At 52.1% G+C, this 15217-nt stretch carries 12 protein-coding genes; 9 read left to right on the forward strand and 3 right to left on the reverse strand.

Going from position 1 to position 15217, the window contains the following annotated elements; translation table 11 throughout:
• Positions 1–93 precede the first annotated feature (93 nt).
• The 4 genes from AC27N8_RS31285 (at position 94) to AC27N8_RS31300 (ending at position 4482) form a co-directional block, all read left to right on the forward strand.
• A complete protein-coding gene (locus tag AC27N8_RS31285) occupies positions 94–1335 on the forward strand; it encodes an NAD(P)/FAD-dependent oxidoreductase (protein WP_487072891.1) in 1242 nt (413 codons plus the stop codon).
• Between the two features lie 290 nt (positions 1336–1625).
• Positions 1626–2801, forward strand: a complete 1176-nt coding sequence (locus tag AC27N8_RS31290; protein ID WP_487072893.1) for a hypothetical protein — start codon at positions 1626–1628, stop codon at positions 2799–2801.
• Between the two features lie 108 nt (positions 2802–2909).
• Complete coding sequence (locus tag AC27N8_RS31295; protein WP_487072895.1) at positions 2910–3191, forward strand: mycoredoxin; 282 nt, start codon at positions 2910–2912, stop codon at positions 3189–3191.
• Between the two features lie 118 nt (positions 3192–3309).
• A complete protein-coding gene (locus AC27N8_RS31300; RefSeq protein WP_487072897.1) occupies positions 3310–4482 on the forward strand; it encodes a cysteine desulfurase family protein in 1173 nt (390 codons plus the stop codon).
• A 96-nt stretch (positions 4483–4578) separates the two neighbouring features.
• Here the strand turns inward: AC27N8_RS31300 and gnd are convergent, their stop codons facing one another.
• A complete protein-coding gene (gnd, locus tag AC27N8_RS31305) occupies positions 4579–5595 on the reverse strand; it encodes a phosphogluconate dehydrogenase (NAD(+)-dependent, decarboxylating) (RefSeq protein ID WP_487072899.1) in 1017 nt (338 codons plus the stop codon).
• 471 nt (positions 5596–6066) lie between these two features.
• On the opposite strand from gnd, the gene AC27N8_RS31310 reads away from it, so the two are divergent.
• Positions 6067–7824, forward strand: a complete 1758-nt coding sequence (locus tag AC27N8_RS31310; RefSeq protein WP_487072901.1) for a hypothetical protein — start codon at positions 6067–6069, stop codon at positions 7822–7824.
• Positions 7825–7985: 161 nt separating this feature from the next.
• The gene (locus tag AC27N8_RS31315) at positions 7986–9191 is read left to right on the forward strand and encodes an aminotransferase class V-fold PLP-dependent enzyme (protein WP_487072903.1); all 1206 of its coding nucleotides are present in this window, start codon (positions 7986–7988) and stop codon (positions 9189–9191) included.
• Positions 9192–9280: 89 nt separating this feature from the next.
• Here the strand turns inward: AC27N8_RS31315 and AC27N8_RS31320 are convergent, their stop codons facing one another.
• The gene (locus AC27N8_RS31320; protein ID WP_487072905.1) at positions 9281–9934 is read right to left on the reverse strand and encodes a DUF998 domain-containing protein; all 654 of its coding nucleotides are present in this window, start codon (positions 9932–9934) and stop codon (positions 9281–9283) included.
• Positions 9935–10101: 167 nt separating this feature from the next.
• On the opposite strand from AC27N8_RS31320, the gene AC27N8_RS31325 reads away from it, so the two are divergent.
• Together AC27N8_RS31325 and AC27N8_RS31330 are read left to right on the forward strand one after the other, a co-directional pair.
• The gene (locus AC27N8_RS31325) at positions 10102–10866 is read left to right on the forward strand and encodes a TetR/AcrR family transcriptional regulator (protein ID WP_487072907.1); all 765 of its coding nucleotides are present in this window, start codon (positions 10102–10104) and stop codon (positions 10864–10866) included.
• Between the two features lie 109 nt (positions 10867–10975).
• Complete coding sequence (locus AC27N8_RS31330; RefSeq protein ID WP_487072909.1) at positions 10976–11482, forward strand: LURP-one-related/scramblase family protein; 507 nt, start codon at positions 10976–10978, stop codon at positions 11480–11482.
• Between the two features lie 68 nt (positions 11483–11550).
• On the opposite strand, the gene AC27N8_RS31335 is transcribed toward AC27N8_RS31330, so the two are convergent.
• Positions 11551–14013, reverse strand: a complete 2463-nt coding sequence (locus AC27N8_RS31335; RefSeq protein ID WP_487072911.1) for a xanthine dehydrogenase family protein molybdopterin-binding subunit — start codon at positions 14011–14013, stop codon at positions 11551–11553.
• Between the two features lie 329 nt (positions 14014–14342).
• On the opposite strand from AC27N8_RS31335, the gene AC27N8_RS31340 reads away from it, so the two are divergent.
• Positions 14343–15200 carry a YIP1 family protein gene (locus AC27N8_RS31340; RefSeq protein WP_487072913.1) on the forward strand — a complete coding sequence of 286 codons (858 nt, stop codon included), beginning with the start codon at positions 14343–14345 and terminating at the stop codon, positions 15198–15200.
• Positions 15201–15217 lie beyond the last annotated feature (17 nt).

Genomic DNA, 15217 nt, shown 5'->3' on the forward strand with positions numbered 1-15217 from the left:
GAGCAGTTAGACTATACTACCATCGATAAGAGCGAAAGCAAGCACACTCTATTCCACGGCTTTTATGCATCATTCCTCTAGAGAAGGATTTCCATGTCAGACGATTATAAAGTGCTCGTAGTTGGCGGTGGACCTGCCGGCCTGGCTGCTGCTGAGGCATCGGCGAAGCAAGGTATCCGCACGCTTGTTTTGGAGCGTCAGAACGAGATTGGCTATCCCATTCACACCAGTGGAGGGACCTGGGTCAAAGATATGCAGGCATTGGGCGTACCGTCGCACCTGTATCATCCGATTAAAACCATTTATTTCATCACGCCGCATCGGGAAGTCACCTTTCAGTACGACATCGCAACCTGTTGTGTTGTTGACATCCGGGGACTGTATCAGCATCTGGCGTCGCGAGCGATCGCCGCTGGCGCGGAACTGCGTATGCGTCACACGGTCGAGCAGGTTCTCTTTGAGCAGGAGCGCATTGTCGGCGTCACTGCCAAGACGCATCTGAGCGAGCGAGCAACCTTCCATGCCGATGTCACGATCGACGCATCGGGCTTCTCGCGTCACATCGGCGTGCGTGCCGATATGGGTGGAGCTTTTCATCGCTACGGTTTTGGAGCCGAATACGATCTATACGCGCCCAACTATCCGCAAGAAGAGCTGTACCTGATCATGGGGAGCGCGTTTGCGCCCAACGGTTACGCCTGGGTGTTTCCGCGTGGCAACGGACGTGTCCGTGTAGGGACAGGCGTGATTCATCCCGATAACGATGAGGATGCTCGCAAGTATCTTGATCGCGTGATGACAGACATCCCCAAGCTGGAGCCCTATTTCAAAGGAGCGAGCCCGCTGGAGTATCATACGGGATTATTTCCCTCGGAAGCGGTCCTGCCCAGCTTCTCGAAAGACGGATTGCTCCTGGCCGGCGATGCTGGCGGACACGGTTCAACGCTGGTTGGTGAGGGGATTCGTTTCGCGATCTACTCCGGCCAGATGGCTGGCGAGACGGCGGCGGAAGCCGTCAAAGCCGGAGATACCTCCGTAGCCTACCTGTCGCGCTTCGATCAGCGCTGGCGTACGCGTTTCGCCCGCGATATGGATATCTCCTACATGGTCAACAAACATATCGCCGCCTATAGCGATACGCAGTGGGATAACTCTCTGGATCTCTTAAAGCGTCTCACTCCTGCCCAGGCCGCTCAGCTGATCCGTGGAGATTTCACCGCTAGCCTGGTGATGGGGATTCTGGCGCGTAATCCAGCGCTTATTGCCACTGGAGGCAAGCGCTTCCTCGACAAAATGCTCGAACGCATCAACAAGCCGGCGATTATGAACGCCTGATTTTTTCCTCGTCCAATACTTCGCAAGAGGCCAATTCTGGCAGAATAGTTGCTTGCTATTCTGCCAGAATTGGCCTCTTTCTTTTTTCTCTTCTCTCTTCGTACAGCAAACAACAATCCGCATGCTAATTGCGTTCTTGAAAAGCGACCTATAAACGATCTATAGCGCCCTGTAAGATAGCAGCCTTCCATGCTATTTTTTGTTAGAACGAAGGGTAAACGCTTCTCATCTTTATCTGTAATGGTATGTGAACTACTCACGTTTTCTCAGTAGAGTAAGAGGTGAAATTGATGGAACACAGAAAAATGGGACCCAGAGAGATGACTAAACCAGCTGCTCGTCGTAGAGCACGAACAGAGGCCGTTTCTGATCGAGATAATGGCGAGGGAAGGAGTGCAGGTAGCTCTCAAAGAAATATGCGTGATGTTGTTCAGTCCGAGGCGGCTCGGGTGCATGAACAGCAAATGTCTTCCCAGTCTATACAACGCGGTCAATCAGAAGGGCAATTCTTTAACTCGCCAGAGCCGCTCCCTTTTTCTCCGCCAAGATTTGTAGAGCCGCGATCCTCTTCGCCAGAGGGGTTTCCCTCTCCTCCGCCAAGATTATTTCCTGGAGAGACGCGATCCTCTTCGCCAGAGAAACAGTTATCATCCAATGATATTATTAAGTTAGTTGCCGATACATCAGGTAATGGTCGAGTTCATGCGCCACGTGAGTTATCTCTTCCTGAGCCAGCCAGGAGGACGTCTTTCGGAATAGATGAAGGGACCGGTGATCGTCGTGCTCACTCTGGATTGCCTCGCTCAGAAGTAACTCCTGAGAGGCTCAGTGAACTTGCAGCTGCAAAAATGAGTACTGATGATAGAATACGCGACATCGCAAAACATCTGCAAGATGCAAACAAGCAATATAAGGATACAATGCATTTTCAAGAAAAATTTGAAAAATTCCAAGATGAAGTTATAAAAAAAGATCAGATTTTAAGTGAACGAGAAGCAACCAACAAACGTTTTCTTGATAAGTTGGATCATATTGAAAATACAGAAAGTGCCGGTATTAGAGAGATGGATAGGTTAAGAAGTGATTTGCAGAGCTATGATACAAAAGTTGTATCCGATGCAAAGGAATCTTTAGCTACTCTGGGTAAAACCATGAGATCTTATAGTCAGGCACGCCTGGAACTCACCAATGAGTGGGTAGAAGCGAAGAGTATAGGGTCGCGTAAAATATACCAATTGGGTCAGAAAGATCTCCGTACTGCTCTTAATGAGGATGCTGCACACAATGCCAGTCAGAGAAGAGAATGGCAATCACAAAAGGGAACGCTAGAGATACAACGTTCGCCTTATGAGCAAAGGGCAGGAGCACTCCAGCAGCTTAGTTATCGGATTGAAGATCTCCGTGGGGAGCGATTGGCGGCTAATATGCACTCATCAGAAATTAGTAAAGAGTTAGAGAATTTATAACATAGATTGCGTGGGGATGTTGACTATGCTGGGAATAAGCTTCTACTCCTTGCGTGTTGAAATAGTCAGAATATGAATGCATTGGCTAGATTTCGAGGAGTATAAGGGATGTCTGAAGCTACGACGGAGAATCCGCAGGGAGAACAAAAAATTACGATGTATGCGACCAACTGGTGTGGCGATTGTCGCTTTGCGAAGCGTTGGTTTGACTCTCACGGGGTCGCCTACGATTATATCGATATCGAGCAGGATGATGACGCCGCGGCCTATGTTGTCAAGGTCAACCATGGCCACCACAGCGTGCCCACGATCGTTTTTCCTGATGGCTCGATTCTGGTTGAGCCTGATGCACGAGCTCTCTCGGCGAAATTCCCCGAGCTCAGCAAATAGTAACTGGCTGCTAAAGAAAAAGCTCCCGTCCATGATGGGAGCTTTTTTCTATTGGCAAGGTGGTCTATAATAGAGACGCGTGCTACTGTTCTTGTCAGACGGAAGGGGAGCTCAAATTATGACTCATCCAGGCTTACAAAATGGACCAATCTATCTGGATTATAATGCCACGACGCCCGTTGATCCGGCGGTGGTAGCTGCAATGGCCCCGTATCTGTCTACGTATTTTGGTAATCCGTCGAGCTCTCATGCGTATGCGCGAGCAACGCATGAGGCGATGTCTACGGCACGCGGGCAGGTCGCTGAACTGCTCGGGTGTATTGCTGAAGAGATTGTTTTTACTGGCAGTGGAACAGAGAGCAACGCGCTTGCCATTCGTGGGGCGGCCTTAGCCAATCGTTTTCATGGCAATCACATTATCACGCAGCAGACCGAGCATCCAGCCGTCCTCAACGTCTGTAAAGCACTGACGCGCTTCCACGGCTTCCGTGTGACCTATCTGCCGGTCGATAAATACGGACTCGTGAATCCCGCCGATGTTGATAAGGCGATTGAGGCGCAAACGACCTTGATCTCAATCATGTATGCCAACAACGAAACGGGAACCATCCAACCGATCGCTGAACTGGCTGATATTGCTCGTCGTCATAACATCTTGCTGCATACTGACGCGTCGCAGGCGATCGGCAAGATCCCCACTAATGTACGTACCCTGGGTGTCGATTTTCTTACGGTCGCAGGACACAAGTTATATGCGCCCAAAGGCGTTGGAGCGCTCTACATCCGCCGCGGCTTACAGGTCGAGCCGTTGCTCTATGGAGGCGGTCAGGAGAGAGGCTTACGTGCTGGCACCGAGAACGTCGCTTTTATGGTTGGTCTGGGTGCGGCTGCTATCCTGGCTGGAGAGCAATTAGTGGGAAGCCAGCAGCGTCTTCAGCTCCTGCGCGACCAGCTTCAGCAGCATCTCCAACAGGAACTGCCGCGAGCGGTCCGTCTGAACGGGCATCCAGTTGACCGCCTGCCGAACACGCTCAATGTAAGTATCGATGGTGTGATCGGAGAAGATGTCTTAGTTGCCACGCCAGAGATTGCGAGCTCGACCGGATCGGCCTGTCATGAAGGAACATCGACGCCATCGCCAGTCTTGACCGCGATGGGAGTATCACGCGAGCGTGCCCTGGGAGCCTTACGCTTGTCGCTGGGACGCTGGTCGACCGAGGAGGAGGTTCAGCAGGCCGCCGATCTGTTGATCCATACGATCCACGATTTCTGGGAGAAGCGCGATAATTAGCGATAATTAGAGGTTGACATAAAGAGAGAGACGGCGCTATGGTCAAAGGCCGCAGCGCCGTCTCTCTTTGGGCTTTGTCTGTTATCTGGAAGGGAATTAGCGCTCGTGGTGACCACCGAACTCGAAGCGCATCGCTGATAGAATCTTGTTCGCGAACTCTGCCTCATTGCGTGATTCGAAGCGGTCATAGAGAGCTGAGCTCAGGACGTGAGCAGGAACGCCCTCGTCGATCGCGGCCTTCACGGTCCAGCGACCCTCACCGGAGTCGGCCACGCGACCATTGAAGTTGCTCAGATCGGGACTCTCCAGGAAAGCATGAGCGGCCAGATCCAGCAGCCAGGAGCTGACAACGCTGCCACGGCGCCAGAGCTCTGTGATCTCAGGCAGATTCATATCGTACTGATAATGCTCCGGGTCCTGCACGGGAGCGGTCTCGGCGTCGATTAACGAGGATTGCTTGCCGATGTTGGCGTGGCGCAGGATATTCAGTCCCTCCGCATACGCGGCCATGATGCCATACTCGATACCGTTGTGGACCATCTTTACAAAGTGTCCCGCGCCATGCTGTCCGCAATGGAGATATCCCTGCTCGGCCGAGGTGATTGGATTCTTCTCGCGTCCGGGTGTGCGCTCAGCGGCTTCGACGCCGGGAGCCAGGGTCTTGAAGATGGGATCAAGGAACTCTACGATCTTATCTTCGCCGCCAATCATTTCGCAATAGCCGCGATCCAGTCCCCAGACGCCTCCGCTGGTGCCGCAGTCGACATAGTGAATATTCGATTTTGCCAGCTCTTTGGCGCGGCGAATATCGTCCTGATAGTGAGAGTTGCCGCCGTCGATGATGATGTCTTCGGGGGAGAGATGGGGCAATAATTGAGCGATGGTGTCGTCGACTGATCCAGCGGGCACCATCAGCCAGAGGATACGTGGTGTGCTCAGCTGCTTGACAACATCCTCTAACGATGTCGCTCCACTTGAGATCGCACCTTCCTTAACTCGCTGTTCCACTGTTGAGGCGGTACGGGCGTAACCGACAACCTTATTGCCAGCACGCACGAGGCGTTGTGCCATATTGGCACCCATGCGGCCAATTCCAATCATTCCAAGTTCCATTATACTGTGTTCCTTTCTTCGTTGTGCCTATGCTGATTTGCTTCAAAAAGACACACATTAAGCGATCTCTGTGTAGCATGCGGGTAAGGCGAAAAATATCTTCCTGCGGGGAGAGCCTATTGTGAATTGAAGTTGTCGCATTGCCATGCTGGCTAGCTCTCTGCTCGCATTCAATGTATGCGTAGTGTTCTTTTACTATACCACGTCTGAGTAATTGCCGTCATGTTCTATTGCTCCATAGCTAACCATCAATTTATGGTATTGGACCCCTGGGTTGTCTGGCGGCCTGATGGCCTGAAGCAGGTTCCGTTCTGTCCCTTTTTTTAACTTCTTTTATATGGGTATCTGCCATATTATATGCATAGTTGAAATTCTTATTTATGGCATTCTTTTTGATGAGTGGTAGTTGTGTGGATTGGGGTCAATTGTTTTTCAGAACGTGCATCAAATCTATTTTATGGAGAGCCAGCTATGCCTCGCTTTTTTCATTTTTATGATCAAAAGTTTGTTATCAGTCGGCAAGCTTATAGAAAATTATCTATTCATGTTGTATTGGGCTGCTTGATCATTGTTCTTCTGGCGGGATGCTCATTGAAGGGTTCTTCGGGCGATGTCGCGTTGGGAGCGGGAAGCCCCACGGAAACTGTCGTAGCTCCGCAAACGACCTCTTCCGCAACAAACACACCTCCAACGCAGAACATAACTGCCACTTCTGTCGCCGGGACTCCTACCGCTCCCTCTACATCGCATACTTCGAGCTCGCTACAAGACGCGTGGGTGAACCGTCAGCCGTATGATGACAAAGGCGATATGGTTCCCGATTTCTCTCTGGTGGGATATGCTCATACGGGGACGCAAAACATCCCCGACGTCCAGAACATCGTAGAGACGCTATCCCCTCAAACGTCGCAGAAAGACGACACCGCACGCATCCAGCAGGCCATTGAACGTGTCGGGAGCAAAGTGAGCAGTGCTCATCCAGGCGTCCTCCTGCTTGAGGCTGGAAAATATTATCTCAAGGGGACGCTCAAGATCAACAAGAGCGGCGTTGTCCTGCGCGGAGCCGGACGAGGATCTCATGGGACAATCCTGGTGGCTCAGGGAGCACCGCACGAGTTGATCTCGATGGGAGGATCTGGTACCTGGAAGCGTACCGGCTCAACTATCAATGCGACCGATAGCTACGTGCCGCTGGGAGCCAGTAGCCTGCACGTTGCCAGCACAGCGGGACTCAACGTGGGCGATCAGATTATTGTCCAGCGACCTCAAACCGCGACCTGGGTGACCGCCATCGGCATGGATCGTATCCCTGACCGTCCGAATGGAACGCCCAGTACTCCCTGGCCCGCCAGCAGTGGCTTGCTATTCGATCGTGTGATCACCGGAGTTGACGCACAAAAGAAGCAGATCACTATCGATGTTCCATTGACTAATGCGTTAGAAAAGCAATACACGACGGCGCTTGTCTGGAAATACACCTTCTCCGGCCGTATCAGCAACGTCGGACTTGAGAATCTCAGCAGCGATGCCAGCGCCTTCACGCATGGCACGGGAGCCACGCCAATCAATGGAGCCTCCGACTCGAAATTTATGTCGATCGACGCTACTGAAAACGGCTGGGTACGAGAAGTCGCCTTTGATAAATATGTCTCAGGTCTACTCATCGGCGAAACCGCGAAAGCGATCACTGTCAATAACACAGTCGCTAACATGGATGTGCCAAAGACGTCTGCCGCACCTTCGGCGTATATGATTTCAGGACAGCAGGTGCTTGTCTCGAATAGTATTGTCACAGGAAATTATATTCACGCCTGGACAACCTCTTCCCGCACCCCGGGTCCAAATGTTTTCTTTAATTGCACCGCTACCGGCAACGTATCCGTCGATGCTGGTCCGCACCAACGCTGGGCGACAGGCATCCTCTTTGACAACATCAGCATTGCCAATGGCTTCATCGAGCTCATGAATCGCTCCTGGATGGGGACCGGTCAGGGCTGGGCGGCCGCCAATAGTGTCTTATGGAACAGCACAGCAAAAACCTATTCGATCGAGAACCCACCGACCGCCAAAAACTGGGCCGTCGGCATTAAAGCGACCTTGAAGACTCCCGTAGACAACGAGAAGAAGCAAGGAACAATCATCTCGGCTGGCGTGACCGTTCCTCTCGCTCTGAGCAACGGAAAAACTACCAACAGCCTGTACGAGGCCCAACTATCGACCCAAAAGTAGCGTCGTGCCCTCGGGCACGATGTCCCACTCGACGTATGATCAGGCACGCCAGCGTCGCTCACCGAGATCCAGCTGTAGACGTGCTTCTTTGGAGAATGTACAATAGTAAGAGCGGCTGATCGAGCCAGAGCGACTTTCTATATTGAAGGAGCACACTCAGGATGAATGCAGGGGAATCCAGGATGCAGTTTCCGACGCCTCCGGCGCTTGAGCATTCCGAACTGGTTGAGTATCGGGAGCAATTTCCGATACTTCTGAAGAAGACCTATCTGAATAGTGGCTCCCTGGGGGCACTTTCGCATCGATCTTTGCATAATGTGACGCAGTTTTTAGCGACATGGAACGAATGGGGTGCACAGGCCTGGGATGATCACTGGCTGGCCGAGATCGATCGGGTGCGCCGCACGTTCGCGACCCTGATTGGAGCGCAGCCGCACGAGATCGCCATCGCCCCCAACGTCTCGACGGCGCTCAGCTCGATTGCTTCGGCGCTCGACTACAGTGAGCGCAACAATATTGTGATGTCGGAGATGGATTTTCCTACGATGACGTATCAATGGCTGGCCAGGCAACGCCTGGGAGTCGAATGCCGCTTCGTGCCCAGCCCTGATCATATCTACGTTGCCCCTGAAGACTTTGCCTCTCTGGTGGACGATCGGACCGCTCTCGTGGCGACCTCGCGTGTTTGCTATAGTAGTGGATACATCCAGGACATCCGAGCGGTCGCCGACATTGCTCACAAGCACGGAGCCTATCTGCTCGTCGACGACTATCAGGGGACGGGCCAGATTCCCCTCGACGTGAACACTCTCGATGTGGATGTATTGGTCACGGGCTCGCTGAAATGGCTCCTGGGCGGACCCGGATTGGCCTTGATCTACGTGCGTGAAGGTCTGATCCCGCTGGTACAGCCAACCATTGCCGGTTGGTTCGGTGCCAAAGATCGTCTACAGTTCAAAAATGACACCTTCGAATTTCGTCCAGACGCCTCACGCCTGGAATTGGGAACACCCGCCATGGCCAGCGTCTACGCAGCCCTTGGAGGCTTAGATCTCATCAAAGAGATCAGCATCCAGAGTATCTGCGAACGCTCGCGCTATCTGACCAACGACCTCATTGCCCGTGCCCGCGAACGCGGCTGGACCGTCTACGCGCCGCAGGAACCGGAGTTGCGTAGCTCTCTGGTCACGCTAGAACTGCCAGATCCATCTCGCATCGCCCGTGAACTCCTTGCCCGAGGCATCATCGTCGATCATATACCCGGACGTGTACGTATCTCGCCTTATTTCTATAACACGATTGATGAGAACGCGATCGTCATCAACGCGATTGCCGAGATATTGGAGAGCCGCCCATCCTCACTCTAAATCAGAGCTGCACAGATTTTAAGACACTGTGCAGCGCATCATAATCGCATTTCTCTCTACTCTACGTTTAATGGTTCGTGTATCCGATCCTATCGGATCTGCCAGAGCAGAGAGGCATTCAAGGCAGTGATCCAGATGAACCCTACGGCAATTGCGCATCGTTGCCACAAACCCACCAGAGCCTCTGCCTTATGCTGGTGGGTTTGTGTGACTCCTGTAGCCATCATTATCCCGAGAAAAGCTATGAAGGCAACTCCAGAGCAGAGAGAGTACCAGGCCCACACGAGCTCACTGACCGAGAAGAAAAGACTACTAAAGAAAAACGTGCTTATTACGAGCCACCCAGCGGTGATGGGAAAATTCGCTCCATGAATCTTGCCATGAAGGGTTGGCCCTTTTTGCTTCAGTTCCAGTGGAAAGTAGAAGATAGGATCTGTTATGTATGCACCTTCCACCATCAGACCCAGGCCGAAGAGTCCCAGAAACAATGCTCCCCACCAGGAACCTGGTAAGACGCGAGTGATGCCAAACGCTGAAACGAAGATCAGCAGACCACTAACCAGGAAATTGGTAATCTGTACCCAGCCCCGTTTACCTAGAGCAAGCTCACTGCCGAAATACCGCCAGGGATCGTATCCTGGCCGCAATGCTCCCTCAAGCAGGAGGGCTGCCAAAAAAAGTAAGGGACCAATGGCTCCGCTAAGCAGGAGTAACTTGGGAATGAGGGAAACTATGTCTCGCACGATGCATTTTCCTTCCATGGGTGCCGATTCTCAAGAGCAGGCTTTTGCTCTACATTTGTAGCACACTTCTGCGAGTGTATTATGCGTATGGCGTACGCTATATTGCGTATGATATACTCAATATGTTGCATTGTCAACCTTGTAAGAAGGAAGGTGGATAACAATTAATGGATGAACAGCACGCATTCGAGATCCCGGCGAGCATTGCACTGGCCTGGGGGACACATCCTCGTGCCAGGAAAGGGCCGAAACGGGGATTAAGCATCGAGCGGATTGCTGAGGTAGCGATAAGGATTGCGCTCTCAGAAGGGTTAGCTGCCGTATCCATGAATCGTGTTGCCTCTGACCTTGGGACAGGGGCGATGTCGCTCTATCGCTATGTGGACTCCAAAGATGAGTTGCTTATGCTCATGCTCGACGTTGCTCTGGGGACGCCACCGCCAGCTATCGACGTGAACGATGGCTGGCGTACGGGCCTGGAACACTGGGTCAGAGCAATACGTGCCGGCTACAGTCGGCATACCTGGGCTTTGTACATCCCGATCAGTGGGCCACCGATCTCGCCCAATCAGGTTGCATGGGTGGAGGTCGGTCTTCGGCTTCTGGGAGAGACCAACCTTGCCGAAGCTGAGAAACTTTCGGTTATCATGCTCCTGAGCGGTTTCGTTCGCAGTGAAGCCACGTTGGCGGCTACCATTGGTGCCGCAAGCCTCGCGTCAGGGTTCACCGCGCAGGAAACCATGGCGGATTACGGACGCGTCCTTGCCGGAGTCCTCGATCCTTTGCGGTTCCCGGCGTTGCATGCTGCCATCGCGTCAGGTGCTTTGAGTGATGCAGACGGATCAGACGCTGAGTTTGAGTTGAGTTTGGCCTGTATCTTTGATGGTGTTGAGGCACTTGTACAAAGGCGAGCGAGGAGTCGTACTGTGTAACCCTTCCGACAAAATATCCACTTACTCTATCTCGGATTTGATATATGGCAGAGTTTTCCGTTATACTTCATGATAAGAAAATACTTTGTATCGTCATGGAGGGAACACTATGCGTTATCACTTGAAAGAACGTTTCTTGACTGTTAAAGATGATTTCGTTGTGCGCGGTGATAAAAATGAGATTATTTTTGATGTGAAGGGGAGCTTTTTACGTATTGGGGACTATCTACATATTTATGATCGGCATACTGGAAAAGAAGTTATCAGCATCAAAGAGAAAGTCTTTACCTACGACAAGCAGTATATGTTTTATCAGAACGAATCTGAGATCGCTACCATTCGTCGCAAGGAGTCTTCCGATTTCAAGAATAATTTCTTTGAGGTTGATTGCGCCAGTGGTGCTGTGCTTCAGCTTCATGGCAACTTCCAGGAGTGGGATTTTGAGATCGTAGATCAATATGCTCGCCTTTATGGACATATCAGTCGTGAATTTGCCTTCTTGAGCGATCATTACACAGTTGATGTTCCTGCTAATATCGATGCTCCCTTTGTGCTCGCCATTGCCGTTGTTCTGGATGAAATGCGCGAAGACAGGGTCAAGACCGAGAACAAATAAAAAAATTCGCTCTCTGGCCTGTTTGATATAAAAACAGGCCAGACAGGCTAATCTATTCGGCGAGGACGCTACTCAAATTCTGGAGCATCGTCACTTTTTGGTGCCTTCGCTTCGGCATTGAAGACGGATGGAAACGTCGGATCTGGTTGTGTGAGCGTCCCTTGTTGTGCGGCTTGTATCAAGGTCCAGATTTTTTCTGGCTTGAGTGGCATGTCGACTGCTTTGATACCCAGTGGCGCGAGTGCGTCCAGGACCGCGTTGACGACGGCTGGCGGTGCGCCGATCGTGCCGGCTTCGCCTACTCCCTTGACTCCCAGCGGATTGCGCGTGGATGGCGTTTCGACGAACTCGGTGACAAATTCTGGGATGTGTCCGGCGGTTGGTAGCGCATAATCCATCAGCGTGCTGGTGAGATTTTGCCCCTCATCGTCATACATCACTTCTTCGTACAGAGCCTGACCGATCCCTTGAGCCAGTCCTCCATGTATCTGTGCTTCCGTCAGATAATTGTTCAGCACGCGTCCACAATCGTCGACCGCGAAGTAGGTCAGAATGTGCACGTCGCCGGTCGTCTGATCCACCTCCACGACCGCCAGATGTGCTCCCGATGAGAAGGTCGCTTGTGGTGATACAAAATCGCGCCAGGCGGCCAGCCCCTCGATTGGAGCGCCATTAAACAGATTCGGCGACTCATGTTCGATCAATTCGGGCTGTTCTTCCACCAGACGTGCCAGCTCTCCCAATGGGATCGCACGGGCTGGAGTCCCTTGTACCATAACCTGACCATCTTCCATAATCAGATCTTGCATTGTGGCTTCCAACAAGTGCGCGGCCACCTGTAACGCTTTGTTGCGGACGGCTTCGGCGGCGAGCAGGATCGCTGATCCTGAGGTCTGGGTGACACGGCTGCCAAAGGTGCCGATGCTGTACGCTGGGAGTGTGGAGTCGTTCATCTGCACCTCGACCCGTGCCGCAGGGATTTGCAAGACCGTTGCCACAATCTGCGTGAAGGCCGTGAAATGCCCCTGACCATTGGTTGCGACCCCGCTCTGTACCAGGACCGTCCCATCTTGTCGGATGCGTACCGTGGCAGCTTCCTGTGGAATCTGGGGACCAGTCGGTCCCATACCGCCGCCAGAGTTCTCAATGAACGTTGCCAGACCAAGTCCGAGCAGAGGCTGTGATCCTCCTTGCTTGAGGCGCTCGGATTGCCTGGCTCGTAAGCCATTGTAATCTGACAGCTTGAGCAGGCGCTCAAGGCCAACCTGATAGTTTCCGCTCTCGTATTGCATACCAGTCACGGTCCGATAAGGAAAGGCATCGGCGGAGATGAAGTTGCGCTGACGCACCACCGCTGGATCGATATGTAGCTCATGCGCGATACGATCCATAATGCGCTCCAGGATATATGTCGCCTCGGGTCGACCGGCTCCGCGATACGCAGCCGTTGGTACCTTATTTGTAAAGGCTCCGACGACCTGAGCATCGATTGCCTGCACGCGATACGGCCCGTTTAGCAGGTAGGTCGTGCCTATCGGGATGGCTGCTGTCATGCCAGCCAGGAATCCGCCCATATCGCCGATGGTGCGCAATTTAATCCCAAGCAATTGACCGTCGCTTTTCACAGCGGCCTCGATATAATTGACCTGCCCGCGTCCATGGATCTGAGATTGTAAATTCTCGCTACGATTTTCGATCCACTTTACCGGACGTCCATATTTCATCGCCAGAGCAGCGGCCACAATCTCCTCACCAAGGAACGTCGTTTTCGCCCCAAAGCCTCCTCCGACCTCCGCATTGTAGACCTTGATCTTGTCTCGCTCGATATGGAGAAATTGTTCCAGCGTTAAGCGTACGCGCGAGAGCGACTGAGAAGAGACCCAGGCAGACAACTCTCCACTCGCGGGGTCAAAATCGAACAGACACGCTCGGGATTCCAGCGAACTGGGTGCCAGCCGCTGATTGATCAGGCGCAAATTGATTGTACGATCGGCCTGTGCAAATGCGGCTGCAATATCGCCTCCTCCCGATTGATTGAGGTAGGCTTGATTCGTGCCAAACTCTTCATAGAGGAGCGGAGCATCTGATGCGAGTGCCGCTTCCGGATCGGTGATAGCGGGCAGAGGTTCGTAGTCCACATCCACCAGCTGGAGCGCGTCATCAGCGATATACTGGCTCTCCGCCAGGATAACTGCCAGCGGATCGCCTACATAGCGGGCCTTGTCGATCGCGAGTAGTCGCCTGCTGGTCCTTTTGAGACCCGGCATCGGCATCGGCTCGATCGTTGGCATATCACTAACCAGTTCAGCGCCGCTAAAGGCTCCAATCACTCCTGGCAGACGCCGCACTTCAGCGAGATCAATATGCTTTATCCTCGCATGAGCGTACAAGCTATGTACAACTACCATATGGAGAGCTGATGGTCGTCCGGCTGGCGGTCGCAAATCATCCACATAGTAAGCACTACCAGTAATCAACCTGTTATCTTCTCTGCGTCGTTCCAGGCCAGCAAGCATGTCCTTCTCGCCCATACAAAGCTCCTTACATCTTTTCAAGCAATAGTTTGTGCATTAGATAGGCTATTCATGCCCGCGATATCTCCAGGCATATCATCATCAAGCTATCTTTCATGCTACCACAGAAACGTAGCGGCGTAAAAGATACAATGCAGACTCCCAATACGCATCAACTCGAGAACACATTGGTAGGATACGTCAAGCAAACACGTAAAAGCTAATAAATCGACAAAAAGAAATACATTGGTGATTGATTAATTTATTGCTTTCTATTAAAATATAAGCACCAGACATATTTTTTATCTTTGGTATAATTTAGTTGTTTGCAGGAAAGAGGATGTTGTATGTCTTACGATCCTAACCAAAGCAATAATCCAGATGCGACACCACCACCCGAGTCGGGTTATCCACCGCCTCCTGAGAATGTCAATGACAGTTATTCGCCACCTCCCGGCTACGGCTATCCACCTCCCAGCTATCCACCTCCTGGTTATCCCGCACCAGGCTATGGGTACCCGCCTTATCCGGGGGCGAATTTTGATGGTCCTCCACCCCGGCCACTACCGTTCGGTGAGGCGATCAAGCAATTGCCCGCGCAGTATTGGAGAGTCATAACCAAACCTGGTGCAGCGACCTTCTTTCAGGAGAAGAGCAAAGCAGCCTGGAATATCATCTGGTTCCAGATTGCGTTCCTCACTGTCTTGCACACACTATTCGTTACTATCCTATACAGTGTACTGCTGCCAGCCTGGTCTACTATGATGACAGAGAGTAGTAATCTACAGGTTAATCAGGCTAATTTAGAGAGCAAATTTTCAAGCGCTATCGGCATCGGGGCAGCTATCTTTACGCCTGCTCTGCTATTCGCTATGGTTGGCATTTACTACCTTATCGCCAAAGCTTTCAAGGGCCAGGGAACATTTGTAGAGCACATGTACAGCTATATGCTTATTTATACCCCTCAGTCAAGCGTCCTCATTCTCATTAGTTGGATACCAGTCGTAGGCACGCTGGTCGTCCTGGCTTTCAGTATCTATATGATTGTGCTACAAGTCTACATGACCATGGCCGTTCACCGTATGAGTGGAGGTCGAGCAACACTGGCTGTGCTTCTACTGCCAATCATTGTGATGATTCTCGCATGTGTTCTCGCAGGCATTCTGGTCGCATTCGCTGTTAGTATGGCTCACCAAATGCAGTAGCGGTGCATGCTAAGCGC

It is taken from the genome of Dictyobacter sp. Z7_2 (assembly GCF_057551105.1).

What these genes read in the sequence shown, in the direction of transcription:
- AC27N8_RS31300 (WP_487072897.1), top strand. Translation starts at nt 3,310, where the DNA reads ATGACTCATCCAGGCTTACAAAATGGACCAATCTATCTGGATTATAAT.
- gnd (WP_487072899.1), bottom strand. Translation starts at nt 5,595, where the DNA reads ATGGAACTTGGAATGATTGGAATTGGCCGCATGGGTGCCAATATGGCA.
- AC27N8_RS31295 (WP_487072895.1), top strand. Translation starts at nt 2,910, where the DNA reads ATGTCTGAAGCTACGACGGAGAATCCGCAGGGAGAACAAAAAATTACG.
- AC27N8_RS31340 (WP_487072913.1), top strand. Translation starts at nt 14,343, where the DNA reads ATGTCTTACGATCCTAACCAAAGCAATAATCCAGATGCGACACCACCA.
- AC27N8_RS31330 (WP_487072909.1), top strand. Translation starts at nt 10,976, where the DNA reads ATGCGTTATCACTTGAAAGAACGTTTCTTGACTGTTAAAGATGATTTC.
- AC27N8_RS31285 (WP_487072891.1), top strand. Translation starts at nt 94, where the DNA reads ATGTCAGACGATTATAAAGTGCTCGTAGTTGGCGGTGGACCTGCCGGC.
- AC27N8_RS31335 (WP_487072911.1), bottom strand. Translation starts at nt 14,013, where the DNA reads ATGGGCGAGAAGGACATGCTTGCTGGCCTGGAACGACGCAGAGAAGAT.
- AC27N8_RS31325 (WP_487072907.1), top strand. Translation starts at nt 10,102, where the DNA reads ATGGATGAACAGCACGCATTCGAGATCCCGGCGAGCATTGCACTGGCC.
- AC27N8_RS31310 (WP_487072901.1), top strand. Translation starts at nt 6,067, where the DNA reads ATGCCTCGCTTTTTTCATTTTTATGATCAAAAGTTTGTTATCAGTCGG.
- AC27N8_RS31315 (WP_487072903.1), top strand. Translation starts at nt 7,986, where the DNA reads ATGAATGCAGGGGAATCCAGGATGCAGTTTCCGACGCCTCCGGCGCTT.
- AC27N8_RS31290 (WP_487072893.1), top strand. Translation starts at nt 1,626, where the DNA reads ATGGAACACAGAAAAATGGGACCCAGAGAGATGACTAAACCAGCTGCT.